The following is a 14,262-nucleotide window of genomic DNA, read 5'->3' as shown; positions in this document are numbered from 1 at the left end:
TCCTCAGGTGTGGCGCGGGAGGCTCAGACGGCGTGTCGGGGAGCCTTCTCGCTCGGGGTGGCCGGTTGGTCAGCATCGAGGTCTTCGACCAGGCCGAGCGCATCACGAAGTTCGGTCTCGCGCTCGGCCATGGCAGCTCGTGCGTCCGAGGCGAAGTCGGCGATCCGGTCGACGATCCCGGTGGTGGTCTCGTTGACCTTGTCGGTCACCGCGGCAGGCAGCTTGTGCTGGACGTAGTCGCGGGCCTTGAGCACCACCACGATGCCGACCCCGACACCGATGGTGAAGACGAGGATGCGACCCAACATCAGGCACCCCTCCGACGGGACTTCTTGGTCCGGCCCCGACCGCGCAGCGCCTGCCGGACCCCGTACGACAGCGCGGCGGTCTTCACCAGCGGCCCGCCGAGGGTCGCGGAGAACAGCGTCGCCAGCTGGGCGGCGTTCTCGGTCACGACCGCGGCGTTGGCGCTCACCTTCGCGGCGTCCTCGGTGACCAGCGACAGCTTCTCGATCTCCACGTTGGTCGCGGTGACGGTCCCCTTGAGCTCGGTCAGGATCGGCACCGACTCGTTGCCGATGTCACGGACGGCCAGCCGGGTCTCCTCGAGCACCCGCCCCAGCTTGTAGAGCGGGACGATGCACGCGCCCACGAGGATCAGGAAGGCCAATGCGGCGATCGCACCGGCGATGTCGCCCAGTCCCACGGTCATCTGCACTCCTGCTTCCTCGATGTTCGGCTGTGCGGTTTCCTGCGTGCCCCGACGACACGCGAGCCTATCCTGCCGCACCGACCGGCGTCAGGTCAGTCGGGCCCCAACAGTTCCCGGATCCGTTGCAGCCGCTCGGCCAGCCGTGCCTCGGCGCCGTGGTCGGTCGGCCGGTAGTAGTCGGCCCCGACCAGTTCGTCGGGCAGGTACTGCTGAGCAGCGATCCCGTGCGGCGCGTCGTGGGCGTACCGGTAGCCCTTGCCGTGGCCCAACTTCTCCGCCCCCGCGTAGTGCGCATCCCGCAGGTGGGGCGGCACCTGCCCGATCCGGCCCGCCCGGACGTCGGCCAGGGCGGCGTCGATCCCCTTGTACGCGGCGTTCGACTTGGGTGCCAGGGCGAGGTGGACGGTCGCCTCGGCCAGTGGGATCCGGCCCTCCGGCATCCCGATGAACGCGACGGCGTCGGCGGCGGCGACGGCCAACGGCAGGGCCGCCGGATCGGCGAGACCGATGTCCTCACTGGCCAGGATGATCAGGCGCCGCGCGATGAACCGCGGATCCTCGCCGGCCTCGATCATCCTCGCCAGGTAGTGCAGGGCGGCGTTCACGTCAGACCCGCGGACCGACTTGATGAACGCCGAGATCACGTCGTAGTGCTGGTCGCCGTCCTTGTCGTAGCGCACCGCTGCACGGTCGACGGCCTGACTGATCACCTCGGAGGTGATCGCGGTGGTGTCGCGGGCATCGGCCCCGGCGGCCGCCTCCTCCAGGTAGGTCAGCACCCGGCGGGCGTCACCGCCACCCAGCTTCAGCAGGTCGGTCCGGGCGTCGTCGGGCAGCTCGTACGACTCGCCGCCAGGCGTCCGCAGGCCCCGTTCGTCGGTCAGCGCCCGGTCGATCAGCTCGCCCAGGTCGGCGTCGGTCAACGGCCGCAGGGTCAGCAGCAGGGACCGCGACAGCAGCGGTGAGATGACCGAGAACGACGGGTTCTCGGTGGTGGCGGCGATCAGTGTGACGATCCGGTTCTCCACCGCCGGCAGCAGGACGTCCTGTTGCGACTTGGAGAACCGGTGCACCTCGTCGACGAACAACACCGTGTGCTGGTCGTCGACCAGGTCCTTGCGGGCCTGGTCGAGCACCGCGCGGACGTCGCGCACCCCGGCGGTGACCGCCGAGATCTCGACGAACCGGCGTCGGGTGGCCCGGCTGACGACGGCGGCGATGGTGGTCTTGCCGACCCCCGGTGGCCCCCACAGGAACACCGACATCGCCCCGGTGCCCTCGGCCAGCCGTCGCAGTGGTGAGCCGGCGCCGAGCAGGTGCTGCTGGCCTACGATCTCGTCGATGTTGCGTGGTCGCAGCCGTACCGCCAGCGGCGCCCCGGCGTGGCCGGAGTCGTGCAGGCTGCCGCCGGCGGTCGCGGGGGTCGTCGTCGGCCGGCCCGGTGTCGTTCCGCCGATCGGTGTCACCTCGCCGAACAGGTCCTCGGTCATCGATGGCGAACCTACACGGGCGTGCGATGATCGGGTGCTGCAGCCACCCGGGAGACACCACCATCATGAGCACCACCGCCACGACCGAGAGTCGTGCCCTCCGCATCGAGACCCATGGCGTCGACGTGATCGACGAGGACCAGCGCAAGGGGCGCCCGCGCTCGTTGTTCTGGCCGTGGTGCTCGGCCAACATGGGCGTGCTGTTCGTGTCGTGGGGTGCCTACATCCTCGACTTCGGGCTCAGCCTCACCCAGGCGTTGGTGATCACCGTCGTCGGGGTGGTCGCCTCGTTCGCCCTGGTCGGCTGGGCCGCGCTCGCGGGGCAGAAGGGGTCGGCACCGACGCTGGTGCTGTCGCGAGCCGCGTTCGGCACCCACGGCAACATCGTGCCCGGCATCGTGTCGTACCTGCTGCTGATCGGGTGGGAGATCTTCGGCGCCTCGATGGCGGTGTTCGCCGCCGGCTCGGTCGCCGAGCACCTTGCCCCCGGCACCGAGCAGACCGCCCAGGTCGTGGCGCTGGTGGTGGTGACGGGGACCGTGGTGACGCTGGGGATCCTCGGTTTCGAGGCCATCATGAAGGTGCAGAAGTGGTTCTCGATCGCCACCTTGGTGATGACCGCGGGCTACATCCTGCTCACCCTGCACCACATCGACCTGGCCACGGCAGGCGCCAGGCCGGCGGGTCCGCCGTCGGCGGTGATCGGGGCGGCGGTGATGATCCTGGCCGGGTTCGGCGTCGGCTGGACCAACTGTGCCGCCGACTACTCCCGCTACCTGCCCCGTACGGCGTCGCGTGCCGGCATCGCCGGTTGGACCACCTTCGGCGGCTCGCTGCCGGTGATCATCCTGGTGGTGTACGGCACCTTCTTGTGCGCGTCGAACTCCGAGCTCATCCCCGCGGTCGCCGACAACCCGATCGGGCCGCTGCTGAACCTGCTGCCCAACTGGTTCCTGATCCCGTTCGGCCTGGTCGCGGTGGCCGGGATGGTCTCCGGGGTGATCATCGACATCTACTCCTCCGGACTCACCCTGGTGGCGCTGGGAGTCCCGATCAAGCGCTGGTCGGGGTGCGCGATCGACGGGGTGATCATGGTGCTGGGCACGATCGGCGTGGTCTGGCTCGCGCCGGACTTCCTGACCCCGTTCATGGGATTCCTGATCACCCTGGGCGTGCCGCTGGCCGCGTGGTCGGGCGTCTTCCTGGCCGACCTCGTGCTGCGCCGACGGCGCTACGACGAGGTCAAGCTGTTCGATCCCGGGGTCGCGGGCGGGTACGGCCGGGTCCGCCCCGTGCCGCTGCTGATCATGGTCGTCTCGAGCATCATCGGCTTCGGCCTGGTCACCAACCAGAACGCGAGCTGGCTGAGTTGGCAGGGCTACCTGCTCGACCTCGGGTTGGGCGGCCGGGAGGGTCCCTGGCAGTACGCCAACATCGGGATCCTGGTCTCACTGGTGCTGAGCTTCGTGGCCTACCTGTTGCTGTGCCGCGGCACCGTCCGCCGCCAGGAGGCCACCCCCGCCCCGGAGCTGCCGAAGGCCGAGTTGATCCGGCCCGGACTGGTCGACTGACCCGGTTCGTACGACCCGGGTGTGAAGATTCGTTTGGCCCGGCACGCAACCACCGCCACCCTGACGGCGTAGTCCACTCGACGACGCACACACCCGGGCCACCGGGACAGGAAGGGGGCAGACCATGGACGAAGCCGCGTTCGACGCGTTCTACGGCGCGACCTTCCATCGTGTCGTGTCGCAGGTCTACCTCATCTGCGGGAACCTGACCGAAGCCCAGGACTGCGCCCAGGAGGCCTTCGTCCGGGCGTGGGACAAGCGACGCCAGCTCGACCGCGCCGGGCACCCCGAGGCGTGGGTCCGTACCGTCGCCCACCGGCTGTGCATCAGCCGCTGGCGCAAGCACTCGAAGGCCGACCGGGACCCTGACCGGGCACTGCAGGTCCCCGCCGCGCACGGTGAGCCCGGCCCCGATCGCGTCGCGGTCTGGCGGGCGCTGGACCAGCTGTCGGTCGAGACCCGACGCACACTCGTGCTGTTCTACTTCGTCGACCTGTCGGTCGCCGACATCGCCGCCGAGACCGGGGTGCCCGAAGGCACCGTCAAGGCCCGGTTGTCCCGTGGGCGGACGACGATGGCCAAGCTGCTCGGCGACGACCACACCCAGCTCTCACTCCCCACGGAGGTGTCCGATGGCTCACGATGATCCCTTCGGCCTGGCCGCACTGGCACAGGACGTCCGTCGCGTCACCCCCGTACCCGCTGCCGAGATCCGGCGGGTGGCCGACGGTCGGCGTCGGCTCCGCGTGCTGGTCGTCATCGCCGCCGTGATGGTCGGCGTCGTGCTGACCGGGGTGATCGTCGGCTTCGGCGCCACCGGCCGGCTCGGCACGGCGCCCTGGCTGCCGCCGGTGAACCCGACGGGCTCCGAGGCCGTCCCGCAGCCGCCACCGGTCGGTGGCTCCCCCACCCCACCCAACACCCCGGGCACGACTCCGACCTCGGCCCCGACGTCGGAACAGCCCGGCGTGGCCCAGCCGACCTGGGACAACGTCCCGGGCACCGACGTCATCTACGTCAGCTCACCCGGGGACATGTCTGCGCTCGGCGACCAGGAGGAATGGGGCCCCCAATGGGCCCCCAGCATCTGTGGCCCGGTGGAGCCGGAGCAGCTCGACATCCGCACGCTCATGCTGCGCTCGTTCGGCAATGCGAGCAGCACCACCGAACAGGTGGTGGTGATGGGCTTCGACTCCGAGGCCGCCGCGATCAGCGCCCGTGACCAGATCGCCGAGTGGTACGCCACCTGCGACGAGCGCTTGGCCGAGGAAGGCATGCAGCGGACCAACTCCTTCGGGCCGGAGCAGATCACCGCCGGCCGCGACGGCGAGGTCCCCGAGGATGCCGACGCGCGGTTCTACTCCGTCGCCTGGGTCACCCCGGACCAGGTGGAGCGTCAGACCGGCAACTTCGAGAACGTCGCACTGATCCAGCGCGGCAACCGGGTCGCCTGGTTGATCACCCCGATCGGCGAGGCGATGGACAACAACTGCGGCTGGAAGGCCGACGACTCCGAGATGCAGTGTCCGGTCGCCGCCCAAGCACCTGCCGTCGCCGAGGGCCTGCTCTGAGGCAACTCGTCCTCTTTGAACCCGGATGAGTTCCGGTCCGGAACCCGGTAGCATCGCCGATGTTCGTGGTGACGGCGTGACGACCCGTCGGTGGCCTTCGGCCGCACCCACGGACCGCGCGTCCGGCGTACCGACGAGAGGTCGCATCCCGTTCGACGGGCGGGTGTTGGCGACAAAGGTGTGGTGGCACCGCGATCTGGCCCCCGCCCACACCTCCCGGGCTGCCCTCCCGGAGGTGCACCCGTACCACCGGGAGTCCTACCAGAAAGGACACCCGACATGCTCCGTACCCATTCGGCCGGCGCCCTCCGCGCCGAGCACACCGGTCAGACCGTCACCCTCACCGGGTGGGTCGCCCGGCGCCGTGACCACGGCGGCGTCGCCTTCATCGACCTACGGGACGCCTCCGGCGTGGCCCAGGTGGTGGTGCGCGACGAGGTGCTCGCCGCCTCCGGCGCACACGACCTGCGCAACGAGTACTGCGTCAAGGTCGTCGGTGTCGTCGAGGCCCGCCCCGAGGGCAACGCCAACCCCGACCTGCCGACCGGTGAGATCGAGGTCGCGATCAGCGAGCTCGAGGTCCTCAACCCGTCCGCCCCGCTGCCGTTCCAGATCGACGAGCGGGTCAGCGTCGGCGAGGAGGCGCGGCTCAGGCACCGGTACCTCGACCTGCGTCGCCCGGCGCCCGCCGAGGCCCTGCGACTCCGCAGCCGGGTCAACCGTGCCGCCCGGGAACTGTTGTCGGCAAGGGACTTCGTCGAGGTCGAGACGCCGACGTTGACCCGGTCGACCCCCGAAGGGGCCCGCGACTTCCTGGTCCCCGCCCGACTGGCACCGGGGAGCTGGTACGCCCTGCCGCAGAGCCCGCAGCTGTTCAAGCAGCTGTTGATGGTCGCCGGGATGGAGCGCTACTTCCAGATCGCGCGCTGTTACCGCGACGAGGACTTCCGGGCCGACCGGCAGCCCGAGTTCACCCAGCTCGACATCGAGATGAGCTTCGTCGACCAGGACGACGTGATCGAGCTCGGCGAGGCGATCGCGGTCGAGCTGTGGCGGTTGATCGGCGTCGAGCTGCCGACCCCGTTCCCGCGGATCACCTACGCCGAGGCGATGCGTCGCTACGGCTCCGACAAGCCCGATCTGCGGTTCGGGCTGGAGCTGGTGGAGTGCACCGACTACTTCGCCGAGACCAGCTTCCGGGTGTTCCAGGCGCCGTACGTCGGCGCGGTCGTGATGCCCGGTGGCGGCTCGCAGCCCCGGCGCACCTTCGACGCCTGGCAGGAGTGGGCGCGACAGCGCGGGGCCAAGGGGCTGGCCTACGTCACCCTCGACGAGACCGGCGAGCTCGGTGGACCGGTCGCCAAGAACCTGAGCGAGACCGAGCGGGCCGGACTGGCCGCCCACACCGGCGCCCGACCCGGGGACTGCATCTTCTTCGCCGCCGGTGCGGTCAAGTCATCGCGCGCGCTGCTCGGTGCGGCCCGCGGGGAGATCGCCGCCCGCGGTGGGTTGATCGACCCGGACGCGTGGGCGTTCTGCTGGGTGGTCGACGCCCCCCTGTTCGAGTCGGCCGCCGACGCGGTGGCCGCCGGCGACGTCGCCGTCGGTGGCGGCCAGTGGACCGCGGTGCACCACGCCTTCACCTCACCCCAGGACGTCGAGCACTTCGACGAGTCGCCCGGGGAGGCGTTGGCGTACGCGTACGACATGGTCTGCAACGGCAACGAGATCGGGGGTGGGTCCATCCGTATCCATCGCCGTGACGTGCAGGAGCGGGTGTTCGCGCTGATGGGGCTGTCGGCCGAGGAGGCCCAGGAGAAGTTCGGCTTCCTGCTCGACGCCTTCGCCTACGGCGCCCCGCCGCACGGTGGCATCGCCTTCGGCTGGGACCGGATCGTGGCCCTGCTGGCCGGGGTGGACTCCATCCGTGAGGTGATCGCCTTCCCGAAGTCGGGTGGCGGCTACGACCCGCTCACCCAGGCGCCGGCGCCGATCACCCCGCAGCAGCGCAAGGAGGCGGGCGTCGACGCCAGGCCGGCAACCTGACACCACGCCGGGTGCAACCGTTATCAAACCGACACGGCAGACGGTGGACAGAGTGGATACGGCCCTGTACTAATTGAGGTTAGTGCCGTCGCCCACCAAGTTCGTGGGCCTCGCCACAGCCGGATACGGGCGTCCGTCGACTGCTCCTGCAGGAGGTCGGGTGTCTCACAGATCCCTACCCTGACAGGAGAATCGTGCTCAATCGCCGCACACTACTCGGGTCCACCGCCGCACTCGGTGTCGCCGCCGGACTCGCCGCTTGCTCACCCGGCTCGGGTGGCTCGAGCGAGGGCGGGTCCGGAACCGGTGGCGCCGAGGGCGGCGCCGGCGGGGACTCGACCCCCACCTACACCGCCTTCGAAGGGGTCACCCCCGATCTGGAGGGTGACGCCGAGCTGGGGATCCCGAACGGCTACTACCGGTTCCCGGACAGCCCGCCGAAGATCACCGAGTTCCCGCTGCCGCAGACCGATCCGATCTCCGTGCTCACCCAGGGCATCGTCGGCAACGTCCCGATGGACCAGAGCACCTGGTTCAAGATGCTGCAGACCGACCTCGGCAACGAGCTGCCGACCACCATCACCGCCAGCTCCCAGTACACCGAGAAGTTGCAGACGCTGATCGCCGGCGGCCAGCTCCCGGACATGCTGATGCTGTCCACCGTGCCCGAGATGCCGCGACTGCTGGAGTCCACGTTCACCGACCTGGGCCAGTTCATCGGTGGCGACAAGGTCAGCCAGTACCCCGGTCTGGCCTCGATCCCGACCACCGCCTGGTCGGTGTCGACGCTGAACGGCAAGCTGTGGGGCATCCCGCAGGCGCGTCCGCCGGCCGGCATCATCATGTCGACCCGCGGTGACCTGCTGGAGCCGAAGGGCATCGACCCCAACCAGTCACCGGCCGACGGCGCGGAGATGCTGGCCCTGATGAAGGAGATGAACGACCCGTCGGCGCCGCAGTTCGCGATGGGTGCGCTGCCGACGTCGTGGTTGATGAACATCATCCTCGAGATGATGGACGCCCCCAACGGCTGGGCCGAGGAGGGCGGCGAGTTCACCGCCGAGTGGGAGACCGAGGAGTACAAGGAGGCGCTGGTCCACGTCAAGGAGTTCTGGGACGCCGAGGTGCTGCACCCCAACTCGTTCTCCGATTCGGGCAGCAGCTCCACGTGGTGGCAGGGTGGCCTGACCCAGGTCTACATCCAGGGCTTCACGAACTGGCTGTACTTCACCCAGCGTCGCCCGGAGTTCAACATGGGCCGGATCGACATCCCGAAGTGGGACGGCGGCGGCCTGGCCAGCAAGCACCAGTCGGTGCCGGGCTACGGCGCCTACATCGCCATCCCGCAACAGGACTCCGAGGAGCGGGTGCACGAGATCCTCAACGTGCTGAACTACCTCGCCGCGCCGTACGGCACCGAGGAGTACCTGCGGGCCAACTACGGGGTGCCCGGTGAGCACTACAACATGGAGGAGGGGGTGCCCGTCGCCACCGACCGGATCGTCGACGACCCGCGCATCCTGACCTACTTCGGCTCCCAGGTGCTGGCCGACCTGACCGGCCCGAAGTGGCTGGTCGACGCCCAGAGCGAGTACCTGCACGAGATCATGCCGGACTCGAAGGCGAACGCGACCACCGGGCTGTACTCCGCGACGAACATGTCCGACGGGAGCTCGTTCGGCCGCGAGCTCACCGACGTCACGGGCAACTTCGTGCAGGGCCGTGGCGACATGAAGGCCTTCGAGGACCTGATCGCCGAATGGCAGAAGGGCGTCGGTGCCGACATCAAGGCCGAGTACGCCGAGGCCAAGCAGCAGCAGGGCTGACCGCCGGCCGGCGGTGGGGAGGGACACACCGGACCGAGTCGGGCTTTCCCGACCGGTGCCGTCACACTGGTAGTTGTGCCTGACGAGCAGACCTTCCCCACCGACCGGCTGCGCCCGGAGGACCACGAGGCGCTACCCGACTGGGTGACCTCGCAACGTCGCCCCCGGCTCTACGCATCCGGGCAACGCTGGCGCCGCCTCAGCCAGCGGGCGGCCAGCGCGATCTCGGCCAACGATCCGCCGACCGCCACGCTCCGGCTCCGCGAGATCGAGACGGTGGCCGACGACCGTCATGCGCGTGCGGTGGTGGACCTGGCCACCCGGGTGGCCGCCCTCACCCTCACCACCGGCGGATCCAGTGCGGAGGCGACCGCAGCCGCCCTCCAGGTGACGCACTCGTACGGCCTCACCTCGGTGCATGTCGAGGTCAGCTTCAGCTCGGTGATCGTCAGCCTGCACCGCGGCGCGGACCGCGACGCCCTCACCCTGCTGCGCACCGTCCCCCACCGGGCCCCCGACTACGCCCGGCTGTCCGAACTGCAGGCGATGTTGGAGGACCTGCCGAAGCTCGACGTGATCCGGGCCCGCAAGCGGTTCGACCAGATCGTGGAGAAGCCGCGGCGCTACCGTCCCTGGGTGCTGACCGTGGCCGCCGCCGTGCTCGGTGTCGGGGTGGCCCTGCTGCTCGGTGGCGGCTGGCGGGAGGCGCTGCTCGCCGGGCTGGCCGCCGCCGGCGTCGACCTGGTGCACAGTGGGCTGTCACGGCGCGGGGCGCCGGAGTTCTTCGCCCAGATCGCGGGGGCCGCCGTCCCGACGTCGCTGGCACTGGTGGTCACCGGCTTGGGAACGCTCGAGGTGCCGGGTTTCGCCGGCATCTCACCGTCGATGGTGGTCGCCGCCGGCGTGGTGATGTTGCTGTCCGGGCTCTCGGTGGTGAGCGGCGCCCAGGACGCCATCGACGGCTTCCTGCTGACCGCGGTGGCCCGGAGCTTCCAGGTGGGCCTGCTCACCCTCGGCATGGTGCTCGGCATCCTCGGCGTGCTGTGGGCGGCCAACCTGTTCGGCCTGCCGAGTTACCTGAACTCGCAGGTGACCACCTCGCTCAACCCGCTGCCGACGACGCTCGGCGCACTGTTCACCGCACTCGGTTTCGCGGTGATGTCCCAGACCCGGATCAAGGCGCTGTGGTGGTGTTGCGGCCTCGGCGTGCTCGGCTGGCTCGGTTTCCTGGCCGGGCAGGCCGTCGGACTGGGCCACGGCACCTCGGTGGGCGTCGGCGCCACCGTGGCCGCGATCGTGGCGCATCTGGTGTCCCGTCCGGCGAGGATGGCGCCGGTCGGTCTGATCACCGCCGGCGTGATCGCGCTGTTGCCCGGTGGCATGGTCTACCGGGGCCTGTACGGCCTGTCGCAGTCCCACTCGTTGATCGAGTTCGGCCCCGCCACCTTGGAGTTGATCGGTGCGGTCACCGTCGGCATCGGCATCGCGATGGGAGTCACCCTGGGCACCTGGCTGGGCCGGTTCGCGACCCGCGGCCGGGACGGCCGTTTCCGGTTCCAGCGCAAGGCCCTGCGGCACAGCGCGGGTGTGCTGGGCGAGTGAGGCTCACTCCCCGGCGGGTCGTACCCGGGGGCGTACGTCATCGGCCGGCGGCTGCCAGCTGTCGGCGTCGGCGGCCACCTGGTCGCCGGACCGGATGTCCTTGACCTCGTCCCCGTCCGGCCGGGCGAACCAGACGTAGGGGATGCCGCGCCGGTCGGCGTAGCGGATCTGCTTGCCGAACCTGTCCGCCTTCGGGGCGACCTCGGCCGGGATCCCCCGGCCGCGCAGGGTGGTCGCGGTGGCGAAGGCGGCGTCGCGCGACTCGTCGGCGTCCACCGCGACCAGCACACAGGTGGGCACCGACCGATCGGTGGTGAGCACACCTTGGCCCAGCAGTGGCACCAACATCCGCGAGACGCCGAACGAGAACCCGACTCCGGGGTAGGTACGGCGGCCGTCGGAGGCGAGCCGGTCGTACCGGCCACCCGAGGCGACCGACCCCAGCGACTCGTACCCGGCGAGCTGGGTCTCCAACACGGTACCGGTGTAGTAGTCGAGGCCGCGGGCGATGCTGAGGTCGGCGCGGACCAGCCCGGGAGCGACCCGGCCGGCACCGCGCACCACGGCGGCCAGCAGCTCGAGCCCTTCGTCGAGCAGCGGGTGGTCGACCCCGAGCGCGCGGACCCGGTCGACGAACGACTCGTCGGTGGTGGCGATCTCGGCCAACGCCAGACAACTGCGGGCGACCGCCTCGGTGACCCCGCAGTCGGCGACCAGGCTCGCCGCGACCCGGTCCGGGCCGATCTTGTCGAGCTTGTCGATCCGCTGCAGCACGGCCGCCGGGTCGTCGATCCCCAACCCGGTGTAGAAGCCCTCGGCGAGCTTGCGGTTGTTGACCCGCAGCACCGCCGCCGGGAACCCGAGGTCGCGGCGCAGCCGGGCGAACCCGTCCGCGGCGACCGCGACGATCTCGACGTCGTGGTGGTCGGCCAACACGTCAGCCCCGACGATGTCGACGTCGGCCTGGGTGAACTCGCGGTAGCGGCCCTCCTGCGGTCGTTCACCGCGCCACACCTTCTGCACCTGGTAGCGCCGGAACGGGAACTGCAGCTTGCCGGCGTGCTCCAGCACGTAGCGGGCGAACGGCACGGTCAGGTCGTAGTGCAGACCCCAGACCGGCGCGTCGTCACCGTCGGTGTCGGCGTGCAGCCGACGGACAGCGTACACCTCCTTGTCGACCTCACCCTTGCCGGCCAACACCTCGAGCGGCTCGATCGCCCGGGTCTCGACCGAACCGAAGCCGTGCAGCTCGAACACCGTCGTCAGCGCGTCGAGCACCCGCTGTTCGATGATGCGGTCGGCCGGCAGGAACTCGGGAAAGCCGGACATCGGGGTGGTGCGGGCCATGCAGCCGGCTCCTTCTCTCGTGGTTGGACCAGACGGGGTGGTGGGTCGAGCGTGCCCCGACATCCTAGGCCGACGGCAGGTGTGGGTTCCGTCGGATTTCGTCGGCCAGGGTCGTCCGAGGGCCGTGCCCGGGCAGCAGCACGGTCGCCGGGTCGAGTTCGGCGACCAGCCGGGCCAGCGTGGCCGCCATCGTGGCCGGGTCGCCACCGGGCAGGTCGGTCCGACCGACCGATCCGGCGAACACGACGTCACCGGTGAACGCCACCGGTGGGGTGTTCGGCTCGGTCGGCACGTCCAGGGTGAGCACCACCGATCCCGGCGTGTGACCCGGCGCCTCCACCACGGTCAGCCCCACCCCGGCAACCGCCACCCGTTCACCGGCGGTGAGCTCGGCCACCGTGGTCGGCAGGACGTCACCGTGGGCGGCCAGGAACGGCGCGACCATCGGTGCCAGCTGGGGCCCGAGCCCGCTGAGCGGGTCGGCGAGCAGGCCGCGGTCACCGGGGTGGATCCAGCACGGGACCTGCCAGTGCTCGCCCACCGCGGCGGCATCGGCGACATGGTCCAGGTGGCCGTGGGTCGCCACCACCGCAGCCGGCGTCAGGCCGTGTTCCCGGCACAGCTCGACGATCGTGTCGAACGCGTCCTGTCCGGCGTCGATCACGACACATTCGGTCGTACCCTCGGCCGCCACCAGATAACAGTTCGCGTCGAAGGCGCCCGACGGGAAGGATGCGAGGAACACCCGAGCCACCCTATCGGGCAAGATGGAGACCATGACTGAGCAGGCCGCCCCCACCCCGCGCGACCCCGCTGCCTCCGGCAAGCAGGAGTCCGCCGCCGCACATCCGCAGAACCCCGCCGACTTCGGTCGCGTCGATCCCGACGGTACGGTCCACGTCCGCACCGCCGCCGGGGAGCGGGTGGTCGGGCAGATGCCCGACACCCCGCTCGACGAGGCGATGGCGTTCTACACCAAACGGTACGAGGCGCTGGCGGTCACGGTGGAACTGCTGGAGAAGCGGATCGACGCCGGCTCGGTGAGCCCGGACGAGGCCGCCCACCTGATCAAGAAGGAACGGCAGGCGATCGCCGAGGCGAGCGCGGTCGGCGACCTGGATGCCTTGTGGGCCCGGTTGGACGCGCTCGCCCCGAAGCTCGCCGAGCAGCGGGAGGTGCGGCGTGCCGAGAAGGCCGAGCACCAGGCGGCGACCCGCACCACCAAGGAGGGGTACGTCGCCGAGGCCGAACGGCTGGCCGCCGGCAACGACTGGCGGGGCGGGGTGAACAAGTTCCGCGACCTGCTGGAGAAGTGGAAGGCGCTCCCCCGCATCGACAAGGCCACCGACGACGAGCTGTGGCACCGGTTCTCGTCGGCGCGCACCACCTACACCCGCCGCCGCAAGGCCCAGTTCGCCGAGCAGGCCCACAAGCGTGACGCGGCCGCCGACGAGAAGCGCAGGATCATCACCGAGGCCGAGGCGTTGGCCGACTCGACCGACTGGGGTCCCACCTCCGGTGCCTTCCGCGACCTGATGACGCGCTGGAAGGCTGCCGGGCCCGCCCCACGGGAGGTGGACGACAAGCTGTGGGCCACCTTCCGTGGCCTGCAGGACAAGTTCTTCGAGGCCCGGACCGCCGCGAACGCCGAGCAGGACAAGGAGTACAAGGGCAACCAGGACGCCAAGGAGGCGTTGCTGGCCGAGTACGAGCCGCAGATCAGGCCGACCGACGACCTCGACCGGGCGAAGACCGCGTACCGCGAACTGCTCGACAAGTGGTCCGAGATCGGCAAGGTGCCACGCGATGCGATCCGACCCCTCGACCAACGGATGAAGGCGCTGGAGAACGCCATCAAGAAGGTCGAGGACGACCGCTGGAAGCGCACCAACCCCGAGGCACGCGCCCGGGCGGAGGACACCGCCGACAAGCTGCGGTCGCAGATCGCCGAGCAGGAGACCAAGGCGGAGAAGGCGGAGGCGCGGGGCGACAACCGGGCCGCCGAGCAGGCACACAAGGCGGCCGAGACGTACCGGACGTGGCTGGAACAGGCCGAAGCCGCGGTGAACGACTTCAGTGGGTGACCGACGTCAGCTG

Annotated in this window: 12 protein-coding genes; 7 read left to right on the top strand and 5 right to left on the bottom strand. The window is 70.4% G+C overall.

From position 1 onward, the window contains the following. Window positions 1-23: 23 nt before the first annotated feature. The 3 genes from ACQBAU_RS09155 to ACQBAU_RS09145 form a co-directional block, all read right to left on the bottom strand. Window positions 24-308, bottom strand: coding sequence for a DUF6167 family protein (locus tag ACQBAU_RS09155; RefSeq protein ID WP_434550528.1), 285 nt, complete (start codon window positions 306-308; stop codon window positions 24-26). Further along, a complete protein-coding gene (locus ACQBAU_RS09150; RefSeq protein ID WP_434550529.1) occupies window positions 308-712 on the bottom strand; it encodes a DUF948 domain-containing protein in 405 nt (134 codons plus the stop codon). The genes ACQBAU_RS09155 and ACQBAU_RS09150 overlap by 1 nt, the downstream gene beginning before the upstream one ends. 92 nt (window positions 713-804) lie before the next feature. Next, the gene (locus tag ACQBAU_RS09145) at window positions 805-2,202 is read right to left on the bottom strand and encodes a replication-associated recombination protein A (RefSeq protein WP_465256611.1); all 1,398 of its coding nucleotides are present in this window, start codon (window positions 2,200-2,202) and stop codon (window positions 805-807) included. Between the two features lie 65 nt (window positions 2,203-2,267). Between ACQBAU_RS09145 and ACQBAU_RS09140 the strand changes: the two genes are divergently transcribed. From ACQBAU_RS09140 to ACQBAU_RS09115, 6 genes are all read left to right on the top strand, one after another. Next, a complete protein-coding gene (locus ACQBAU_RS09140; RefSeq protein WP_465256610.1) occupies window positions 2,268-3,773 on the top strand; it encodes a purine-cytosine permease family protein in 1,506 nt (501 codons plus the stop codon). A gap of 124 nt (window positions 3,774-3,897) precedes the next feature. After that, window positions 3,898-4,419 (top strand): RNA polymerase sigma factor, encoded by a 522-nt coding sequence (locus ACQBAU_RS09135; RefSeq protein WP_465256609.1) that lies wholly within the window; start codon window positions 3,898-3,900, stop codon window positions 4,417-4,419. Continuing rightward, a complete protein-coding gene (locus tag ACQBAU_RS09130) occupies window positions 4,406-5,344 on the top strand; it encodes a hypothetical protein (RefSeq protein WP_465256608.1) in 939 nt (312 codons plus the stop codon). The genes ACQBAU_RS09135 and ACQBAU_RS09130 overlap by 14 nt, the downstream gene beginning before the upstream one ends. Before the next feature lie 279 nt (window positions 5,345-5,623). Continuing rightward, entirely contained in the window at window positions 5,624-7,390 is a 1,767-nt protein-coding gene (gene aspS / locus ACQBAU_RS09125; protein ID WP_465256607.1) for an aspartate--tRNA ligase, read from the top strand. 194 nt (window positions 7,391-7,584) lie between these two features. Continuing rightward, entirely contained in the window at window positions 7,585-9,216 is a 1,632-nt protein-coding gene (locus tag ACQBAU_RS09120; protein WP_465256606.1) for an extracellular solute-binding protein, read from the top strand. Window positions 9,217-9,291: 75 nt separating this feature from the next. Then, complete coding sequence (locus ACQBAU_RS09115) at window positions 9,292-10,818, top strand: threonine/serine exporter family protein (RefSeq protein WP_434550553.1); 1,527 nt, start codon at window positions 9,292-9,294, stop codon at window positions 10,816-10,818. Window positions 10,819-10,821: 3 nt separating this feature from the next. Here the strand turns inward: ACQBAU_RS09115 and hisS are convergent, their stop codons facing one another. Together hisS and ACQBAU_RS09105 are read right to left on the bottom strand one after the other, a co-directional pair. Beyond that, a complete protein-coding gene (gene hisS, locus ACQBAU_RS09110) occupies window positions 10,822-12,165 on the bottom strand; it encodes a histidine--tRNA ligase (protein WP_465256605.1) in 1,344 nt (447 codons plus the stop codon). 64 nt (window positions 12,166-12,229) lie between these two features. Beyond that, entirely contained in the window at window positions 12,230-12,910 is a 681-nt protein-coding gene (locus tag ACQBAU_RS09105; RefSeq protein WP_434550555.1) for an MBL fold metallo-hydrolase, read from the bottom strand. 31 nt (window positions 12,911-12,941) lie between these two features. Between ACQBAU_RS09105 and ACQBAU_RS09100 the strand changes: the two genes are divergently transcribed. After that, window positions 12,942-14,249 carry a DUF349 domain-containing protein gene (locus tag ACQBAU_RS09100; RefSeq protein WP_465256604.1) on the top strand — a complete coding sequence of 436 codons (1,308 nt, stop codon included), beginning with the start codon at window positions 12,942-12,944 and terminating at the stop codon, window positions 14,247-14,249. Window positions 14,250-14,262 lie beyond the last annotated feature (13 nt).

The sequence above is a fragment of the Carbonicoccus niuqiaonis genome, assembly GCF_050157065.1.
In the GTDB taxonomy this organism is placed as follows: domain Bacteria; phylum Actinomycetota; class Actinomycetes; order Propionibacteriales; family Propionibacteriaceae; genus Avipropionibacterium.
This window is presented reverse-complemented; position numbering and strand designations above follow the sequence as displayed.

What these genes read in the sequence shown, in the direction of transcription:
- ACQBAU_RS09130 (WP_465256608.1), top strand. Translation starts at nt 4,406, where the DNA reads ATGGCTCACGATGATCCCTTCGGCCTGGCCGCACTGGCACAGGACGTC.
- ACQBAU_RS09145 (WP_465256611.1), bottom strand. Translation starts at nt 2,202, where the DNA reads ATGACCGAGGACCTGTTCGGCGAGGTGACACCGATCGGCGGAACGACA.
- ACQBAU_RS09135 (WP_465256609.1), top strand. Translation starts at nt 3,898, where the DNA reads ATGGACGAAGCCGCGTTCGACGCGTTCTACGGCGCGACCTTCCATCGT.
- ACQBAU_RS09140 (WP_465256610.1), top strand. Translation starts at nt 2,268, where the DNA reads ATGAGCACCACCGCCACGACCGAGAGTCGTGCCCTCCGCATCGAGACC.
- ACQBAU_RS09100 (WP_465256604.1), top strand. Translation starts at nt 12,942, where the DNA reads ATGACTGAGCAGGCCGCCCCCACCCCGCGCGACCCCGCTGCCTCCGGC.
- ACQBAU_RS09155 (WP_434550528.1), bottom strand. Translation starts at nt 308, where the DNA reads ATGTTGGGTCGCATCCTCGTCTTCACCATCGGTGTCGGGGTCGGCATC.
- ACQBAU_RS09150 (WP_434550529.1), bottom strand. Translation starts at nt 712, where the DNA reads ATGACCGTGGGACTGGGCGACATCGCCGGTGCGATCGCCGCATTGGCC.
- hisS (WP_465256605.1), bottom strand. Translation starts at nt 12,165, where the DNA reads ATGGCCCGCACCACCCCGATGTCCGGCTTTCCCGAGTTCCTGCCGGCC.
- aspS (WP_465256607.1), top strand. Translation starts at nt 5,624, where the DNA reads ATGCTCCGTACCCATTCGGCCGGCGCCCTCCGCGCCGAGCACACCGGT.